Source organism: Pontiella desulfatans (assembly GCF_900890425.1).
In the GTDB taxonomy this organism is placed as follows: domain Bacteria; phylum Verrucomicrobiota; class Kiritimatiellia; order Kiritimatiellales; family Pontiellaceae; genus Pontiella; species Pontiella desulfatans.
Genome location: NZ_CAAHFG010000004.1, coordinates 254,430 through 268,275 on the forward strand (window position 1 = coordinate 254,430; position 13,846 = coordinate 268,275).

Here is a 13,846-nt window from a genome sequence, read left to right on the forward strand (position 1 = left end):
GCCTACGACAGCAGCTCGCGAACCTTGGCGACCACCTTGTCGGGCGTGAAGGGTTTTTCCAGCACGGCGGCATCCGCCGGAACGCCTTCTTCCACCAGCTGGGAGCGGGAGTAGCCGGACATGAAGAGCACTTCGATTTCCGGATAGAGTTCCTTCGCGGCAACGGCCAGCTCGGCGCCGCCGAGACCGGGCATCACGACATCGGTGAACAGCAGGTCGATCTTCCCCTTGTACTGGCGGGCCACCTTTACGCCTTCCCAGCCCTCTTCGGCCAGCAATACGGTGAAGTCCTGCATTTCCAGGGTTTGGGCAACGAGCGTGCGGATCATGGGATCGTCTTCAACGAGCAGGATGGTTGCACCGCCAACCGGTTCGGCAGAGGTCTGCGGCTCCTTTTTCTCTTTTGGAGCTTCCTCCGGGGTTCCGGTACAAAGCTTATCCTTGTGGTAAATGTCGTCGGCAAGGTTCATGACGGGGAGATAGATGAAGAAGGTGGTTCCGCTACCCACCTTGCTGGCGACTTCGATGAAGCCATCGTTTTCCTTCATGATGCTTTTGACGATGGAGAGGCCCAAGCCCGTCCCCTTGCCGGATTCCTTGGTGGTGAAGAAGGCCTCGAAGATTTTGCCGATGATTTCTTCGTCAATGCCAACGCCGGTGTCGTGCACGGAGATCTCGGCATACGGCCCGGCGGATAGCTTGCCGGGCTTGTTGCACTCGCCGTCCTCGACCTGCCGACTGCCCACCTTGATGGTGATGCGCCCGCCGTTGGGCATGGCATCGCGCGCATTGACGGCCAGGTTCATGAGCACCTGGCCCATCTGGACGGGGTCGGCCTTGACGTAGATCGGCTCATGGTAGGACTTGGTGACGAGCGTGATTCTCTCGCCAATCAGGCGGTTGAGCATTTTGTCGGTATCCTGCAAGGTGCTGTTCAAGTCCAGGGTAACGGGTTCGGTTTTTTCCTTTTGGCTGAAGCTGAGCAATTTTCGGGTGATGAAGGAGGCCTTGCGCGCGGCATCGATGACCTCCTTGGCATACTGCCCGGTTTCTTCCCCGCGGGGGTCGGCGACAATAAGGCTGGAGTAACCATCGATGATGGTGAGCAGGTTGTTGAAGTCGTGCGCAATGCTGCCAGCGAGCCGGCCAACCGCTTCCATTTTCTGGGAATGGTGCAGCTGTTCGTTGAGCATCGCGCGCTCGTTCTCGAGCATTTCGCGCTCGACGGCGGGCATGATGATGTTCTTTCCCAGCAGAATGTTGAGCAGGACTAGCAAGAACAGGACGCTCAGCATATAGAGCGCGATTGCAAAAGAAACCGATGCCGTGATTCCGGCGTCGCCAAAGGATACATGCCCCATCATCTTCAAGAGAAAGATCAGCAGGCCCCCGGTCGCGATCGCCGAAACGATTGAAGCAACAAACAGGATGAGTAGTATTTTGCTTTTCAGGCTCTTGCTGTTGAGTGGCATGTTTCCCCCGCAATAATGATGCATTGCAAGCAAGATAGCATCTCGCGTTGGCGGCACACGTCTAAAATGCGTTGAATCCAACAACGAATGGATGAATTATTGCACCTCTGCCCAGTTCCAGAAGTTCTTCAACATGCACAAGCCAACCGCCTGCGATTTTTCCGGATGGAACTGGGTGGCGAACACGTTGTCTTTCCAAACACTGGTGCAGTATTCAATGCCGTATTCGGTTTTTCCGGCAACGATCGATTCGTCTTGGGGGCAGACATAGAACGAGTGGACGAGATAGAAAAAGGAACCATTGTCGATGCCCTCGAACATGGGGCAATCCGGCTGGGTTTCTTCCATGCGGTTCCACCCGATCTGAGGAACCTTCAGCTCCTTTGGCAGGTCGAACCGCTTAACCGTGCCAGCGAAAATGCCAAGGCCTTCAACGCCTGGGGATTCCTCGGAGCTTTCGAACAAGGCTTGAAGTCCCAGGCAAATGCCCATCATGGGCTTGCCGGCCTGCACCCAGCCTTCTATGGCATCGACGAAATCGTGCTCGACCAAATGCGCCATGCAATCGCCGAACGCCCCCACCCCCGGCAGGATGAGCGCCCGGCAGTCGGCCAGCTCCTGGTTGCGTGTTACGATCTTCGCGTCGAGTTCGAGGAAACGGAAGGCGTTCGTGACGCTTCCGAGGTTTCCCATGCCATAGTCGATAATGCCAATCATATTCCGTTTCCTTTTAAAAGAGCGAACAGTGTATCCACCGCACCCGCCATGGGAACACAAAAAAGCCGGGAATTCACCGCGGCAACCGGCAAGACTTAAAATAGTATTTTTTGCTAGGAAATTTTTGTGGCGAGTTTATGTCCATGCATCTATCATTGCAGCGTTCATTAAGTGAGGACACCATGGAAGCAAACGTACCACTCGACACGCTGAACAAAGCCACCAAATGCAAACACAACTGTGTTTGCCAGACGGAGGGCGGCAAACCGTATTGCCAAATCAGCGAGACGGTCAACGGTACTGTTTTCTTTGTGAATTCCCGCCATCCAAACGGGTGCTCCTACCAGCATGCGTTCGGCAGCGTGTTCATGTGCACCTGCCCCGTGCGGCAGGAAATCTATACCAAGCTGCACATCTGATCCGGGGGGCCCGCCATCAACGCAGCGTTTTATTATTCCCCCCTTGCGGCCGATGTATTAAGACGGTAGGCGCTTTGCGCAATGAATCCGTTGCACGGACATGGTTCGGGTGTATTCGTTGCATTGCATAAAATGCATAACCATAGATAATGGATTGAAGGAGAAAACAACATGACCAAGCAAATACCTGCCATCGTACTCGCCATAGCCTGCCTCGCCCTGGTCTTCGGGCTCTACGGATCCAAGAAGGAAAACGCCAATCTCCGGCAGCAAATAGCCGAGTTGGCCACCGGTATCGAAGCGTGGGCACTCGACGATTTCGCCGCCGGGATGCCTCCCGAAACGGAACCGGCCATGGTTGTGCAAAACCCGGCACAACTTGACGTTGTGGCTCCGGAGGTTCCGGAAGCACCCGAAGAGAAGGAACCCGCCAGCCAGCGGATGATGAGCAGCCTTTCCAAGATGATGGAAAACCCCACCATGAACAAGGTGATGGTGGCCAGCCAGCGCGGGGCGGTGGGCGCGCTCTATTCCGACTTGGTCGAATATCTCGGCCTCAACAAGGAAGAGACCGACTATTTCATGGACTTGCTGATGTTCCGCCAAATGAAGCAGATGGACCTCGGAATGAAAATGATGGCCGGCGACCTGGACGAGGAGCAGAAGCAACAAATGGGGAAAGAGCTGCAGGAGGCCGGGGAAACCGTTAAAACCGAAATGGAAAAGTTCCTCAACAACCCGGACGACTTTGCCGAATTCGAATTCTATGAAAAAACCATGGGCGAACGCATGATGCTTTCGCAGATGGATCAGAAACTGTCCTCAACGGAAACCGCGCTTCCCGACGAAACCTACCGCGAGCTACTGGGCATGATGAGCGACGAAAAGAAAAACTATGATTTCAGCTCCGACCTGCACGACGAAAAGAACATGGACATGAGCCCGGAACGCTTTTCCAAGGATAACATCCAGAAGTTTTCCGCCGACATGGATGCCCTCAACGGGAACATCATCGCAAAAGCGGAAGGCATGCTGACCCCCGAACAGTTCGAAGCCTTCAAAGACGCCATCAAAACCACGGCGGAACTGCAGAAGTCGCAGTTGGAGATGGCCTCGCAAATGTTCGGCGGCGGCAAATAATCCGATCCGGCGGAAGCGAAACCATGCTGGGGTAAAATAGGCAAAATGATTGGGGCAGAATCTTGTCCCCATTTAGTTCCGGCTTTGCCGGGGCGGGGCAACATGGTGGAAAGAAAATTTGAGAAAACTATGAATATTTCCATGGGCCGGGTGTTTAGTAGGCATGAATGGAGATAGGAAATGACTGAAACAGCCCAACAGAAGTTTGTCGATCATCCTGCGCCCAGCACAGGGCTCTTCTCTATCTTTCTTTTCAGCATTGCCGCCCTTCTTGCCAGCCTTCCGCTTGTAGCCGCAGACCTACCTCCAGACGAGATAGGAAGAAACATATCCATTGGTGCATTTGCCACCATAGGCATATCAATCGCTATTCTGTGTTTCTACTTCTGGCCCCTCTTCACAACGTACTACACGATGGATGCCCATGGCATCGTGGTGAAGTATGGCCCATGGATCCGTAGGTTCCCATGGGATGAGTTTACAACTGCCTATTGGCAGAAGGGAATGTTCGCGACCCGTATCGGGTGGCCATCCACCACACCATGTGTACGGCTGTCAAATGGCGTAGTCCTGAAGAGAAAGAAGAAATGGGGATTGTACCTGACCCCAAATTCTCCCGAAGCATTCCTTCAGAAGCTCGATATGCTTGCGCCGGAATTGACCCATGAAATGATAAAAGAGCATTGTGCAAACGGCGGTTGAAAAGGGGCGGGGCGTTTCAGGCTCCGCATGCATGGCGTAAATAAGGAGAAATGCAATGGAATCAAGCCTCGCTCTTGGCATAAGCAATATAGCCGTTGGCACAATGTTCATGCTCCTGAGCATACCGCTGATCCAATGCAAGGTATCCATGAACAAGGTCTATGGTGTACGAATCAGGAAGGCCTTCGAATCGGAAGATCTTTGGTACAAGATCAATGCATATGGAGGGCGGCAGCTCATGCTATGGTCTATTCTTCTTGTCTTGATAGGGATCGCAACCTTCTTCCTATCTCTCGCCGGCAATGGTCCTCTGATCATGGTAATGGCTTGTATGCCGCTAATCATCCTCATTCCGGCACTTGTGGCCATCTTGCGATTTGCCAAGAAACTATAGGAAGCAAACTCATCGTTGAAGCATACACTGAAAACACCGGGCGATGATCAAAGCCAATCTGCACCGCCGCCCACGCTTAAGGTATAAGAACCGATGAATGAAAGCCGCGCCATAGAATTGTGCATCAAGCATCGTGATCCCGCCGGATTTGAATATCTTTTCAAACAATTCCGGAGGGAAGCCTATGGTCACGCTTTTGCGTTCCTCAACAACCATGATGAAGCGATGGATGCTTGCCAGGAATGCTTCAGTAAGGCCTATGGATCGATGCCGCGCCTAAAAGAGCTGAAGAGCTTTTATCCTTGGTTCTACAGCATCCTGCGCAACCATTGCATGAACGTTCTACGAAAACAGAAAAGGGTTCGCCAGCATCTCGATAACGAGGTGGCAGACCCCGTTAGGCAGGTCGAAACAGCGACGCCCGAATTTCTTGCGGTAAAGCATGAAGAATACCTGCAGACATGGAAAACGTTGGAACAACTGGATGTCGCTTTCCGCGAGATCCTTCAGCTCAAATATGTTGAAGACAAAAGCTACAATGAAATCGCGGCGCTCTTGGCCCTACCCCGGGGAACCGTGATGAGCCGGCTGTATCACGCCCGCAAGGCGTTTCGCGCAGAATACATTAAACGGGAGTCCGGGAAAGGAGGCTGCCATGGATCGCTGTGAAGAGTTTCATCCATTGATTGTCGGCTTGCTTGATGGGGAGCTTACGCCAGAGGAAACCCAGAGGATAAACACCCATCTTAGCCGTTGCGAACATTGCAGAAAGGAGTTCGATGAAATGAGGGAAATAACCGGGAAATTAAAAGTACCCCCGTTCCATGAAGTTGAAGACGAAGAGCTTGAACGCATCTGGAATAGTCCGCATAGCCGGTTGGTTCGGAACAGTGGTCTCGTGATGATGGTTGGCGGGTATCTTACGCTCATCCTATTCGCCCTGTACGAATTCTTCATGAGCAACGACGACGAAGTCCTTCCAAAGTTCGCTGTGGCAGCAATGATTATTGGTTTCGGCATCACGCTTGGTGCCGTGATTCTAGCGCGGCTGAAATCCTACAAACACGATAAATATACGGAGGTCGAACGATGAACGTTTTTACGAGTGAAGCCATTGCAGGCAAGAAGGTCATCAAAACCTTTGGGCTGGTTCGGGGCAATACCATCCGGGCTCGCCATATTGGCCACGATATCGTTGCTGGGTTGAAAAACCTAGTGGGCGGCGAGATTAGTGAATACACAAAGCTAATGGCTCAATCGCGCGAACAGGCGCTCGATCGCATGATTGACGAGGCGGATCGGTTGGGGTGTAAACGCCGGTTGAAAAGTGCACCGGGCGGCGGGGCGGTCTAAAAGTGTAACACTCCAACTAAAACTTCCGGATTTCCGGACGGATCGGGCAACGTGGTTGCCTAACCGTTTCGGAACCGGGAGGTAAAGGAGTGTACATAGACATGCAATGGTGGACCGATATCAGACGAAAGGTGCTTGTTGAAGGCGTCAGCAAGCGACAGGTTAAGGCCGAGTACAGGATTCACACCAAGACGCTGGAGAAGATTCTGGCGCACCCCAAGCCTCCGGGATACCGGATGGCCCAGCCGAGGCCGAAGCCCATGATCGGGCCGTTTCTCGGTCGGATCGACGAGATTCTCCGGCAGGACCGGGAGTTGCCAAAAAAGCAACGGCATACGGCCAAGCGGATTTTTGATCGCCTGAAAGAGGAAGGATACACCGGCGGGTATACGCAGGTGAAAGATGCCGTGCGCAACGCCCGGGTGCGTCTGAAGGATGTCTACATTCCGCTGGCCCATCGGCCCGGAGAGGCGCAGATGGATTTCGGCTATGCCCTCGCTAAAATAAACGGCCAGCTTCGGAAGGTCGCATTTTTTGTGATGAGCCTGCCGTATTCGGATGCGGTTTATGTGCAGGCCTACGAAAAGATCTGCACGGAGGTTTTCTGGGATGGGCATGTGAGGGCCTTCACCTTTTTCGATGGCGTACCCTGCCGTATCAGCTACGACAACGAGCGGGTGATGGTGGCCAAGGTGATGAAGCGCCACCAACGCAAGCTCACCGACGGGTTCCTCCAGCTCCAGAGCCACTATCTGTTCAAGGAACACTTCTGCAACGTGGCCCGAGGTAACGAAAAGGGCGTGGTCGAATCGATGGTGCGCTATACTCGTTCCAACTTCATGGTTCCGGTGCCGGAGGTTCGTAGCTTTGATGAGCTCAACCGCATGCTTGAAGAGCGTTGCCGGGAGGAGCTTGGGCGTAAACTGCGGGGCAAGGACGGAACGAAGGGGCAGTTGCTGGCCGATGAGCGTGGCCGTTTTATTGATCTGCCGGTCGTGCCGTTCGAGTCCTGCCGGGTGCGAACCTGCACCGCCAGCTCCTTGTCGCTCGTGCGTTTCGACGGCAACGATTATTCGGTGCCCGTGCGCTACGCCCACTACGAAACGGTGGTCAAGGGCTATATCGACCGGATTGTGGTCTGCCGGGGCGATGAATGCATCGCCGAACATCCCCGGTTGTGGGGCAAGGCCGGCGTCCATTTCAACCCCGTGCACTATCTCGCACTGCTCGAACGCAAGCCCGGCGGGCTCGACCACGCCCGGCCATTGGAAGACTGGAAACTGCCATCCTGCTTTCGGGATCTGCGCAGCAGGCTGGAGGCCGATCTCGATGGCGAAGGAACCCGGGAGTACATCAAGGTGCTGCGTCTGCTCGAAAAGCATTCACCCAAGGAACTGGCCCGGGCCGTTGAGCAGGGGCTGCGTTGCGGGGCCTCCTCCCGAGACGCCATTGCCCAGTTCCTCATTCCCCGGCCGGAATGGCGATGCACCCGGTTCAACCTGGATGGACACGAGCATCTACGCCACGTGCAGGTCGCCAGCGCAGATGTGGCCGATTACAATCGCCTGCTCGGACAGGAGGTGGGCGCATGAGTGCACAGACCTCGTCACACGTACTGCTGGAGCACTACCTCAAAACGCTCAAGCTGCCGAGTATCCTGCGGGAGCACCGCAAGATGGCCTCGGTCTGCCAGGCCGAAGGGGCCGACTACTCGACCTACCTGCTGCGGCTCATCGAACAGGAGATTCATGACCGGGAACAACGGGCCGCCGAACGCCGGCTCAAGTCCGCCCGTTTCCCCGTCGTGAAAACCCTCGATAGCTTCCGGTTCGAGGAGCAGCCATCGATCAACCAGCCGCTAGTGCGGGAGCTTGCCCACGGCGAGTTTATCAAGGAGCGGGAGAACGTATTGCTGATCGGCAACAGCGGAACCGGAAAAACCCACCTCGCCACCGCCTTGGCGTTCGCCGCCTGCCAGATGGGCTTCAAGGTGCGGTTCTTCGGCGTCACCGCCCTGGTCACGCAGTTGCTCGAACGCCGGGAGGAAAGGCAGCTTGACCGGTTCTTCAAGCAACTCGAGCGCTCCGACCTGCTCGTTCTCGATGAACTCGGCTACGTTCCGTTCTCCAAGCTGGGGGCTGAACTGCTTTTCGAAGTCGTCAGCCGGGCCTACGAACGCACCAGCCTCGTGGTGACCACGAACCTGCCCTTCGAATCATGGACGGAGGTGCTGGGCTCCCAGCGGCTTACCGGAGCCTTGCTCGACCGCCTGACCCACCGGGTCCATATCCTCGAGGCCAATGGTGAAAGCTTCAGGTTGCAGGACTCATTGCGCCGCCGGGGACAGCGGCAGAAAACAAAGAAACCGTAGGAGCAATTGACACCCGCAAGGAAGCGGGGTAATTAACGAAAAAGTGTTACACTTTTGGGCCGCCGCCCGGTGCACTTTTCAACCGGCGTTTACAGTTGGGGGCAAATGCCATCGTATCCGTGCGCTTTACCACTTCAATGCTGATGGGTGGTGCCGCCGAGCTACTGGTTTATGGTACGGCGGTCGTTGTTGAAGACGAAGAACAGCAACTCTCCTAAAGCGCCTTGAGGATCAGGGTGACCGAGGTGATCAGCAGCACGGCATAGATCAGGATCGTGTAGTGCTTCTGTTCCGTTTTATGGGTGAGCCACCAGCCCAGCGCCACCCCCAGCGGAACCACCGGCAGCAACACGCCGCCCAGCTTCAGGTTGTCGGGTTGGATTCGGCCGAGCATGGCGAACGGGATTAGCTTGATCAGGTTGAGCATCCAGAAAAAGGCACAGCTGGTTCCGGCGAACTTTTTCTTCTCCAGCTGCTGGGGCAGCAAATACATCTGCATCACCGGCCCGGCGGCATGCGCCAGGGTGGAGGTGATGCCCGCCGCGAATCCGAACACCGCCCCCTTGCCCCACGTGGGTTCCGAGGCATGGATGTGCCGCAGAATCCATTTCTTGGTCGCGAAGTAGATCACAAAAACAATGCCCAGCGCGCCGATCAGGATTTTCAGCGCCTTGTCGGATACCGCAATCATGGCGGAATCCGAAACAAACAGGTAGCTCGCCACCACCACGCCCAGAACCGTGGCAGGCATCAGGTAGACCAAACGTCCCCATTGCACCTTGCGCCAATAGAAGAATAGCGCCACGAGATCCATCAGGCACAGCATCGGAAGCATGAACCCAACGGCGGCACGCGCCGCCTGCGCCTGAGCCGGCCAAACCAGGATCAGGATCGGCAGGGCCACCGCCCCGACCGGAAACCCGCCCTTGCTCATCCCAATGAGAAAGAGACTCAGCCCGATCCAGAACAGGTCGAGGAAACTGTAGGCATTCAGGAATTCCATGGATCAAGCCCCGATGCGGCCTTTGCTCGACGGGATGAGGTCGAGGGCGCGGGGATCGGAATCGCACGCGACGCGCAGGGCGCGGGCGGCGGACTTGAAGACAGCCTCGATGCAGTGGTGCAGGTCTTCACCGAACTTGAGTTCAATGTGCAGGTTCATTTTGGCGGAGTCGCAGAACGAGCGCCAGAAATGCTTGATGATGGTAACATCGAAATCGCGGATATATTTTTGCTCGTGCTCCATCTTGTAGACGAAGAAGGGGCGTCCGCCCAGATCGAGGCAGACCTCGGCCTGGGCCTGTGCCTCATCCATCGGCAGCACCCAGAAGCCGTAGCGGTTGATGCCCTTGCGGTCGCCGAGCGCTTCGTTGAAGGCTTCGCCCAGAACAATGCCGACGTCTTCGACCAGATGGTGGTAGTCCACGTCGATGTCGCCGGTGGCCTTGATCTTGAGGTCGAGCAGGGCATGCTTGGCCAGCAGGTCGAGCATGTGGTCGAAAAACGGAACCCCGGTGGAAATGTCATAGTTCGCCTTCCCGTCGATGTTCAACGAGAGGTCGATCTGCGTTTCCTTGGTGTTGCGTTCAATGTGGGAGGTGCGGGACTGTTCCATCTTGGTTCCTTTGGTTCGCGATAACCTAAAGGTGCGCCCAAGCCCCATCAAGCCAGAAAACAAAACACCCCCATCCAAAGGATGCGGGTGCCACGCTGTTCTACGCCAGAGGCTATTCGGCAACCGGCGTGTTGATGCCTGTTGCGGAGGTGTCGGGTGCAAGAATTTCGATCGGCTCATCCAGGTTGACCGGGGCGTTCGAGGTTGAATGCCAGCCGCCGTTCTTCAGCGATTCGATCGCCGCGTTGGCGCTGTCGGCAATCGTCTGGTAGTGGGCAATCATGACGCCTTCGTAGAGCTTGTCGAATTTCATCAAGAGCTCCATAGCGGCCGCATCCGCCTCGGTGTTTTTCTGAACCTGCACGTCGAGATCCGCCACTTTCACGGTATTGGCCGCGCTCATCACCTTGGAGGCTTCGGCATACCCCTTGATAATTTTGAGCTGTGTAATGATGTCGCCAAGCTGCACCTCTAGACTCGCCAGGGCTTCTCCGTTGGTCTTGCTTTTTTCAAGGCCGGTCATGGCGGATTTCTTGAGCACCTCGATGGAGGCATCGTGCGATTCCGCCTTGGTTAAATAGTCTTGGTGGGAGGCATCGATCATCTCCTGAACCTGCGACGACGTTGCGCACCCGGCCAGCACTGCGGCCAGGCCCAAGAATAGTAGCGTATTTCCTGTTTTCATTTTCATGCCTCCTTCTGTTGGCTATTCCCATCCTCCAAGCCGGTTGAACGCTAGAACCTCCAACCAGCCCGGTCAATGCATATATCTATCAGTATTCATGCCATGAGGTTGCCATTCTCCGACAATTCGCTACCTTTTGCTTCCCCAACAGGACTGGAACCATGAACAACGAATTCAAAGTGCTGCCGAAATGGCTCATCAACCTCTTTTTATGGATCGGGCTTTGCGCCGGCATTGCCGTACGATCCCTGATGCTTCTCAACCGCGCAAATCCCGAAGCCGCCGTCTGGGTGTGGCGCTTCGCGATGTTCAGCTACTTCATCTTTTTCGCCTACCGCTACATCATCGGGCGCCGTCGCAAGGGCGTTGTTACACGCCATGGCTTGATCGAAAAAATCCAGGCCGCGGAACAACTGGACGAAACCACGCGCGATGCAACCACCTACATCCTGCGCTCCATCGTCCGCTCCAAGGAGCTGTTCAACTACGCATTCATCTGTGCGCTCAGTTTGATCGCCTTGGTCCTCGATTTTTTTGCCGACTAAAAATCGTGGTTTTACTGGGTTTTTTTAGCTTCGCCCCATTTAGGACTATTTTTGTCCTTGATTAATTCCAGTCCGTCCCTACACTCGCGGCAGTTTTTAAAACAAAGGAAAAAAAATGGCTTCAATCACTTTAAAGGGAAATCCGTTCAGCACCGTTGGCGACCTGCCTGCTGTTGGTAGCGCTGCTCCGGCCTTCACCGCAGTAAAAACCGATCTTTCCGAATGTGACCTGTCCGATCTGGCGGGCAAGAAAGTTGTTCTGAACATTTTCCCCAGCATCGATACCGGTGTATGCGCCGCCTCCACCCACCGCTTCAACAAAGAAGCCGGCGCGCTGGAAAACACGGTGGTCGTCTGCGTATCGGTCGACCTCCCCTTTGCCCTGGGGCGCTTCTGCGGAGCAGAAGGTCTTGAGGATGTTGTTCCCGTCTCCGTTTTCCGCAACCCGGAATTTGGAAGCGGCTATGGCGTAACCATAGCCGACGGCCCCTTGGCCGGCCTGCTTTCCCGCTCGGTCGTCGTCATCGACGAAGCCGGCAAAGTGGTCTACACCGAACAGGTGCCCGAAACCACCGACGAACCCAACTACGAGGCCGCACTGGCAGCGTTATAAACAGTTTCCCCTAGAAACACACCCCACCCCAACAGAACGGGCCGCCTCTTCCCCCTTGGCGGCCCGTTCACCTTTTCAAACGGCGCTCCATCCGGAGCGCCGTTTTTCTTTCCAATTGTGTTCATCCATTTAAATGCCTATGCTCTTCCCATATTTCAGGCGGGGTGATGGAAATGGAGTACTTGGATGATCTGGGCATACTGCTCTACGGGGCAACCATTCTTTTCGCACTGGCGATCTATTTCGTCAAAAGAAGAAAACCCGGTCGGACGATTCTAAAAATAAACCTCGGATTGCTTGTCATCGCCAGCGTGCTGACGATCGGCGGAAACCATTACATATATTTCGGATCTACCGATCCCTCCTCCTGGAAATACTATCTTCGGTCTTTCATCTATGAATCCGTAGATACGCTTCTCTTTTCAACAGGCATGTTGGTCTTTATCTGTACTGGGTTTCTGATCTCGAAAAGAAGGTCGCTGGCCTCGGAAACACCGGCTCGTCGTGAATTCAAGGGTTGGATTCCATCAGAAGCCGTTGATCCGGGCCCAGCGTTCAACCTTATGAGAGTATCCTGTATTTTTCTGATCAGTTGTCTGTGCATCGCTGTGATTGCCTTTGGAAAGGGTGTTACCGAGGAACGCTATTGGCACGGGCCACCCATCCAGCTGGCGGAAGCCTGGTATGGTGCAAGTGTAAGCTATTACTGTGAAAACATGATGATCACGTTGGACGAGGATGGGAGTCTATACACTAGGTCAGGAAAAGTCAGCTTATCTCAGTTAGACACAGTCATCGCCAACCGCACTGCGGATAAGCCCCGTTCCATTGAAGACCGTATTAATGCCGAAGGGCAAATATCCAAAGTGGAATTTATCCACGACATGGTCGTCCATTTACGCGTGAACGAACACTGCCGTTTTGAACAGGTGCGGGAACTTCTGCGACTGCTGGAGAAACACAAAATTCAACATGGTTATTTCAGTGTCGCGGATTATTAGCAAAACGGCGCTCCATCCGGAGCGCCGTTTTTCGTGCTTGTTTAGGAGTTGGGTGCTTAACGCCTAGTGCTCCGTATTACCTAAAACTTCGGTAAGATTTACCACAGAGGGCACGGAGGCACAGAGCACTATGACCTCTGTGTCTCTGTGCGCTCTAACGAAGTGGGTGGTTAAATATTCCTTTAGCATGCGAAGGTTTATGTTTTTCACTGTACTAGGCTTTCACCTCGATTCTTCGAGGTTCCGGTTTCTTGGCCTCGGGTTTTTTCGGCAGGGTGAGGGTCAGCACGCCGTTTTCATAACCGGCCTTGATCGCTTCCTGATCCACCGTATCCGGCAGCTTGAACTTGCGCTCGAACGAACCGTAGCGGCGCTCGCTGAAGAGATAGCTCTTTTCTTCCGTCCTCTCTTCGGCCTTCTTTTCGCCCTTGACCGTCAGGACATTCTCGTCCACCACGATCTCGACGTTTTCCTTGCCGATGCCCGGCAGCTCCGCAACCACCGTGTAGTGATCGTCCGTCTCCACAATCTCAAACTGCGGTGCAAGCCTGGCCGGCGCCGGCTTGCAGCGGTTGGCATCTCCGAAAAAGGATTCGAAGATATGGTTGAACGGATCGGCGTAGACCACGTTGTTTCTTTTAACCGGTGTGAACATTTCATACCTCCATGTGTTTGATGTTTAGTTCATTCAGTTAACGCCACCCCTTATTGCAACGACCATGCCATCGCCATAACCCGTTCATGGGCAACGAATGCAAGTTTTTCGGCCCCGGAAACTGCGCCACTCCTGCCCGATTCCGTGGCGCAGATGGGACAGAT

Annotated in this window: 18 protein-coding genes and 2 pseudogenes; 14 read left to right on the top strand and 6 right to left on the bottom strand. The window is 54.7% G+C overall.

Features of this window, described 5'->3' with window-relative positions:
• Positions 1-2 precede the first annotated feature (2 nt).
• Positions 3-1,472: an ATP-binding protein gene (locus E9954_RS26655; RefSeq protein ID WP_168442625.1), complete on the bottom strand. Its 1,470-nt coding sequence runs from the start codon at positions 1,470-1,472 to the stop codon at positions 3-5.
• A 96-nt stretch (positions 1,473-1,568) separates the two neighbouring features.
• Entirely contained in the window at positions 1,569-2,189 is a 621-nt protein-coding gene (gene hisH, locus E9954_RS26660; RefSeq protein WP_136082350.1) for an imidazole glycerol phosphate synthase subunit HisH, read from the bottom strand.
• Positions 2,190-2,371: 182 nt separating this feature from the next.
• Between hisH and E9954_RS26665 the strand changes: the two genes are divergently transcribed.
• From E9954_RS26665 to E9954_RS26710, 11 genes and pseudogenes are all read left to right on the top strand, one after another.
• Positions 2,372-2,608, top strand: a complete 237-nt coding sequence (locus tag E9954_RS26665) for a hypothetical protein (RefSeq protein ID WP_136082351.1) — start codon at positions 2,372-2,374, stop codon at positions 2,606-2,608.
• A 171-nt stretch (positions 2,609-2,779) separates the two neighbouring features.
• Complete coding sequence (locus tag E9954_RS26670; RefSeq protein WP_136082352.1) at positions 2,780-3,748, top strand: hypothetical protein; 969 nt, start codon at positions 2,780-2,782, stop codon at positions 3,746-3,748.
• 180 nt (positions 3,749-3,928) lie between these two features.
• On the top strand, positions 3,929-4,450 hold the full coding sequence (locus E9954_RS26675; protein WP_136082353.1) for a hypothetical protein: 522 nt from the start codon (positions 3,929-3,931) through the stop codon (positions 4,448-4,450).
• A 55-nt stretch (positions 4,451-4,505) separates the two neighbouring features.
• On the top strand, positions 4,506-4,844 hold the full coding sequence (locus E9954_RS26680) for an SdpI family protein (protein ID WP_136082354.1): 339 nt from the start codon (positions 4,506-4,508) through the stop codon (positions 4,842-4,844).
• A gap of 93 nt (positions 4,845-4,937) precedes the next feature.
• Positions 4,938-5,513, top strand: a complete 576-nt coding sequence (locus tag E9954_RS26685; protein ID WP_136082355.1) for an RNA polymerase sigma factor — start codon at positions 4,938-4,940, stop codon at positions 5,511-5,513.
• Positions 5,500-5,565: pseudogene (locus tag E9954_RS33965) on the top strand (hypothetical protein); the annotation flags it as partial. The gene E9954_RS26685 and the pseudogene E9954_RS33965, both read left to right, overlap by 14 nt.
• Before the next feature lie 63 nt (positions 5,566-5,628).
• The gene (locus E9954_RS26690; protein WP_246046748.1) at positions 5,629-5,937 is read left to right on the top strand and encodes a hypothetical protein; all 309 of its coding nucleotides are present in this window, start codon (positions 5,629-5,631) and stop codon (positions 5,935-5,937) included.
• Positions 5,934-6,197, top strand: coding sequence for a YbjQ family protein (locus E9954_RS26695; protein ID WP_136082357.1), 264 nt, complete (start codon positions 5,934-5,936; stop codon positions 6,195-6,197). The genes E9954_RS26690 and E9954_RS26695 overlap by 4 nt, the downstream gene beginning before the upstream one ends.
• 101 nt (positions 6,198-6,298) lie before the next feature.
• The gene (gene istA / locus E9954_RS26700) at positions 6,299-7,789 is read left to right on the top strand and encodes an IS21 family transposase (protein WP_136078865.1); all 1,491 of its coding nucleotides are present in this window, start codon (positions 6,299-6,301) and stop codon (positions 7,787-7,789) included.
• Entirely contained in the window at positions 7,786-8,568 is a 783-nt protein-coding gene (gene istB, locus E9954_RS26705) for an IS21-like element helper ATPase IstB (RefSeq protein ID WP_136078866.1), read from the top strand. Before istA ends, istB begins: the two co-directional genes overlap by 4 nt.
• Positions 8,569-8,660: 92 nt before the next feature.
• Positions 8,661-8,786 (top strand): annotated as a pseudogene (locus tag E9954_RS26710) (heavy metal-binding domain-containing protein); the annotation flags it as partial.
• Here E9954_RS26710 and E9954_RS26715 read toward each other — a convergent pair.
• The 3 genes from E9954_RS26715 to E9954_RS26725 all read right to left on the bottom strand — a co-directional run bounded on the left by E9954_RS26715 (position 8,783) and on the right by E9954_RS26725 (position 10,868).
• Positions 8,783-9,571 carry a sulfite exporter TauE/SafE family protein gene (locus tag E9954_RS26715; RefSeq protein WP_136082359.1) on the bottom strand — a complete coding sequence of 263 codons (789 nt, stop codon included), beginning with the start codon at positions 9,569-9,571 and terminating at the stop codon, positions 8,783-8,785. The pseudogene E9954_RS26710 and the gene E9954_RS26715 sit on opposite strands and share 4 nt — an antisense overlap.
• A gap of 3 nt (positions 9,572-9,574) precedes the next feature.
• Positions 9,575-10,183: an imidazoleglycerol-phosphate dehydratase HisB gene (gene hisB / locus E9954_RS26720; protein ID WP_136082360.1), complete on the bottom strand. Its 609-nt coding sequence runs from the start codon at positions 10,181-10,183 to the stop codon at positions 9,575-9,577.
• A 112-nt stretch (positions 10,184-10,295) separates the two neighbouring features.
• Positions 10,296-10,868, bottom strand: a complete 573-nt coding sequence (locus tag E9954_RS26725) for a hypothetical protein (RefSeq protein WP_136082361.1) — start codon at positions 10,866-10,868, stop codon at positions 10,296-10,298.
• Positions 10,869-11,029: 161 nt separating this feature from the next.
• Here E9954_RS26725 and E9954_RS26730 point away from each other — a divergent pair, with 161 nt between their 5' ends.
• The 3 genes from E9954_RS26730 to E9954_RS26740 all read left to right on the top strand — a co-directional run bounded on the left by E9954_RS26730 (position 11,030) and on the right by E9954_RS26740 (position 13,027).
• On the top strand, positions 11,030-11,413 hold the full coding sequence (locus E9954_RS26730; RefSeq protein WP_136082362.1) for a hypothetical protein: 384 nt from the start codon (positions 11,030-11,032) through the stop codon (positions 11,411-11,413).
• 115 nt (positions 11,414-11,528) lie between these two features.
• Positions 11,529-12,026 carry a thiol peroxidase gene (tpx, locus tag E9954_RS26735; RefSeq protein WP_136082363.1) on the top strand — a complete coding sequence of 166 codons (498 nt, stop codon included), beginning with the start codon at positions 11,529-11,531 and terminating at the stop codon, positions 12,024-12,026.
• A gap of 167 nt (positions 12,027-12,193) precedes the next feature.
• Positions 12,194-13,027 carry a hypothetical protein gene (locus E9954_RS26740; protein ID WP_136082364.1) on the top strand — a complete coding sequence of 278 codons (834 nt, stop codon included), beginning with the start codon at positions 12,194-12,196 and terminating at the stop codon, positions 13,025-13,027.
• Between the two features lie 214 nt (positions 13,028-13,241).
• On the opposite strand, the gene E9954_RS26745 is transcribed toward E9954_RS26740, so the two are convergent.
• Positions 13,242-13,682, bottom strand: a complete 441-nt coding sequence (locus E9954_RS26745) for an Hsp20/alpha crystallin family protein (protein ID WP_136082365.1) — start codon at positions 13,680-13,682, stop codon at positions 13,242-13,244.
• Positions 13,683-13,846 lie beyond the last annotated feature (164 nt).

Bases quoted from the DNA above. Each gene is read 5' to 3' on its own strand.
- hisH (WP_136082350.1), bottom strand. From the start codon at position 2,189: ATGATTGGCATTATCGACTATGGCATGGGAAACCTCGGAAGCGTCACG.
- istB (WP_136078866.1), top strand. From the start codon at position 7,786: ATGAGTGCACAGACCTCGTCACACGTACTGCTGGAGCACTACCTCAAA.
- E9954_RS26730 (WP_136082362.1), top strand. From the start codon at position 11,030: ATGAACAACGAATTCAAAGTGCTGCCGAAATGGCTCATCAACCTCTTT.
- tpx (WP_136082363.1), top strand. From the start codon at position 11,529: ATGGCTTCAATCACTTTAAAGGGAAATCCGTTCAGCACCGTTGGCGAC.
- hisB (WP_136082360.1), bottom strand. From the start codon at position 10,183: ATGGAACAGTCCCGCACCTCCCACATTGAACGCAACACCAAGGAAACG.
- istA (WP_136078865.1), top strand. From the start codon at position 6,299: ATGCAATGGTGGACCGATATCAGACGAAAGGTGCTTGTTGAAGGCGTC.
- E9954_RS26665 (WP_136082351.1), top strand. From the start codon at position 2,372: ATGGAAGCAAACGTACCACTCGACACGCTGAACAAAGCCACCAAATGC.
- E9954_RS26690 (WP_246046748.1), top strand. From the start codon at position 5,629: ATGAGGGAAATAACCGGGAAATTAAAAGTACCCCCGTTCCATGAAGTT.
- E9954_RS26655 (WP_168442625.1), bottom strand. From the start codon at position 1,472: ATGCCACTCAACAGCAAGAGCCTGAAAAGCAAAATACTACTCATCCTG.
- E9954_RS26740 (WP_136082364.1), top strand. From the start codon at position 12,194: ATGGAAATGGAGTACTTGGATGATCTGGGCATACTGCTCTACGGGGCA.
- E9954_RS26680 (WP_136082354.1), top strand. From the start codon at position 4,506: ATGGAATCAAGCCTCGCTCTTGGCATAAGCAATATAGCCGTTGGCACA.
- E9954_RS26695 (WP_136082357.1), top strand. From the start codon at position 5,934: ATGAACGTTTTTACGAGTGAAGCCATTGCAGGCAAGAAGGTCATCAAA.
- E9954_RS26725 (WP_136082361.1), bottom strand. From the start codon at position 10,868: ATGAAAACAGGAAATACGCTACTATTCTTGGGCCTGGCCGCAGTGCTG.
- E9954_RS26685 (WP_136082355.1), top strand. From the start codon at position 4,938: ATGAATGAAAGCCGCGCCATAGAATTGTGCATCAAGCATCGTGATCCC.
- E9954_RS26745 (WP_136082365.1), bottom strand. From the start codon at position 13,682: ATGTTCACACCGGTTAAAAGAAACAACGTGGTCTACGCCGATCCGTTC.
- E9954_RS26675 (WP_136082353.1), top strand. From the start codon at position 3,929: ATGACTGAAACAGCCCAACAGAAGTTTGTCGATCATCCTGCGCCCAGC.
- E9954_RS26670 (WP_136082352.1), top strand. From the start codon at position 2,780: ATGACCAAGCAAATACCTGCCATCGTACTCGCCATAGCCTGCCTCGCC.
- E9954_RS26715 (WP_136082359.1), bottom strand. From the start codon at position 9,571: ATGGAATTCCTGAATGCCTACAGTTTCCTCGACCTGTTCTGGATCGGG.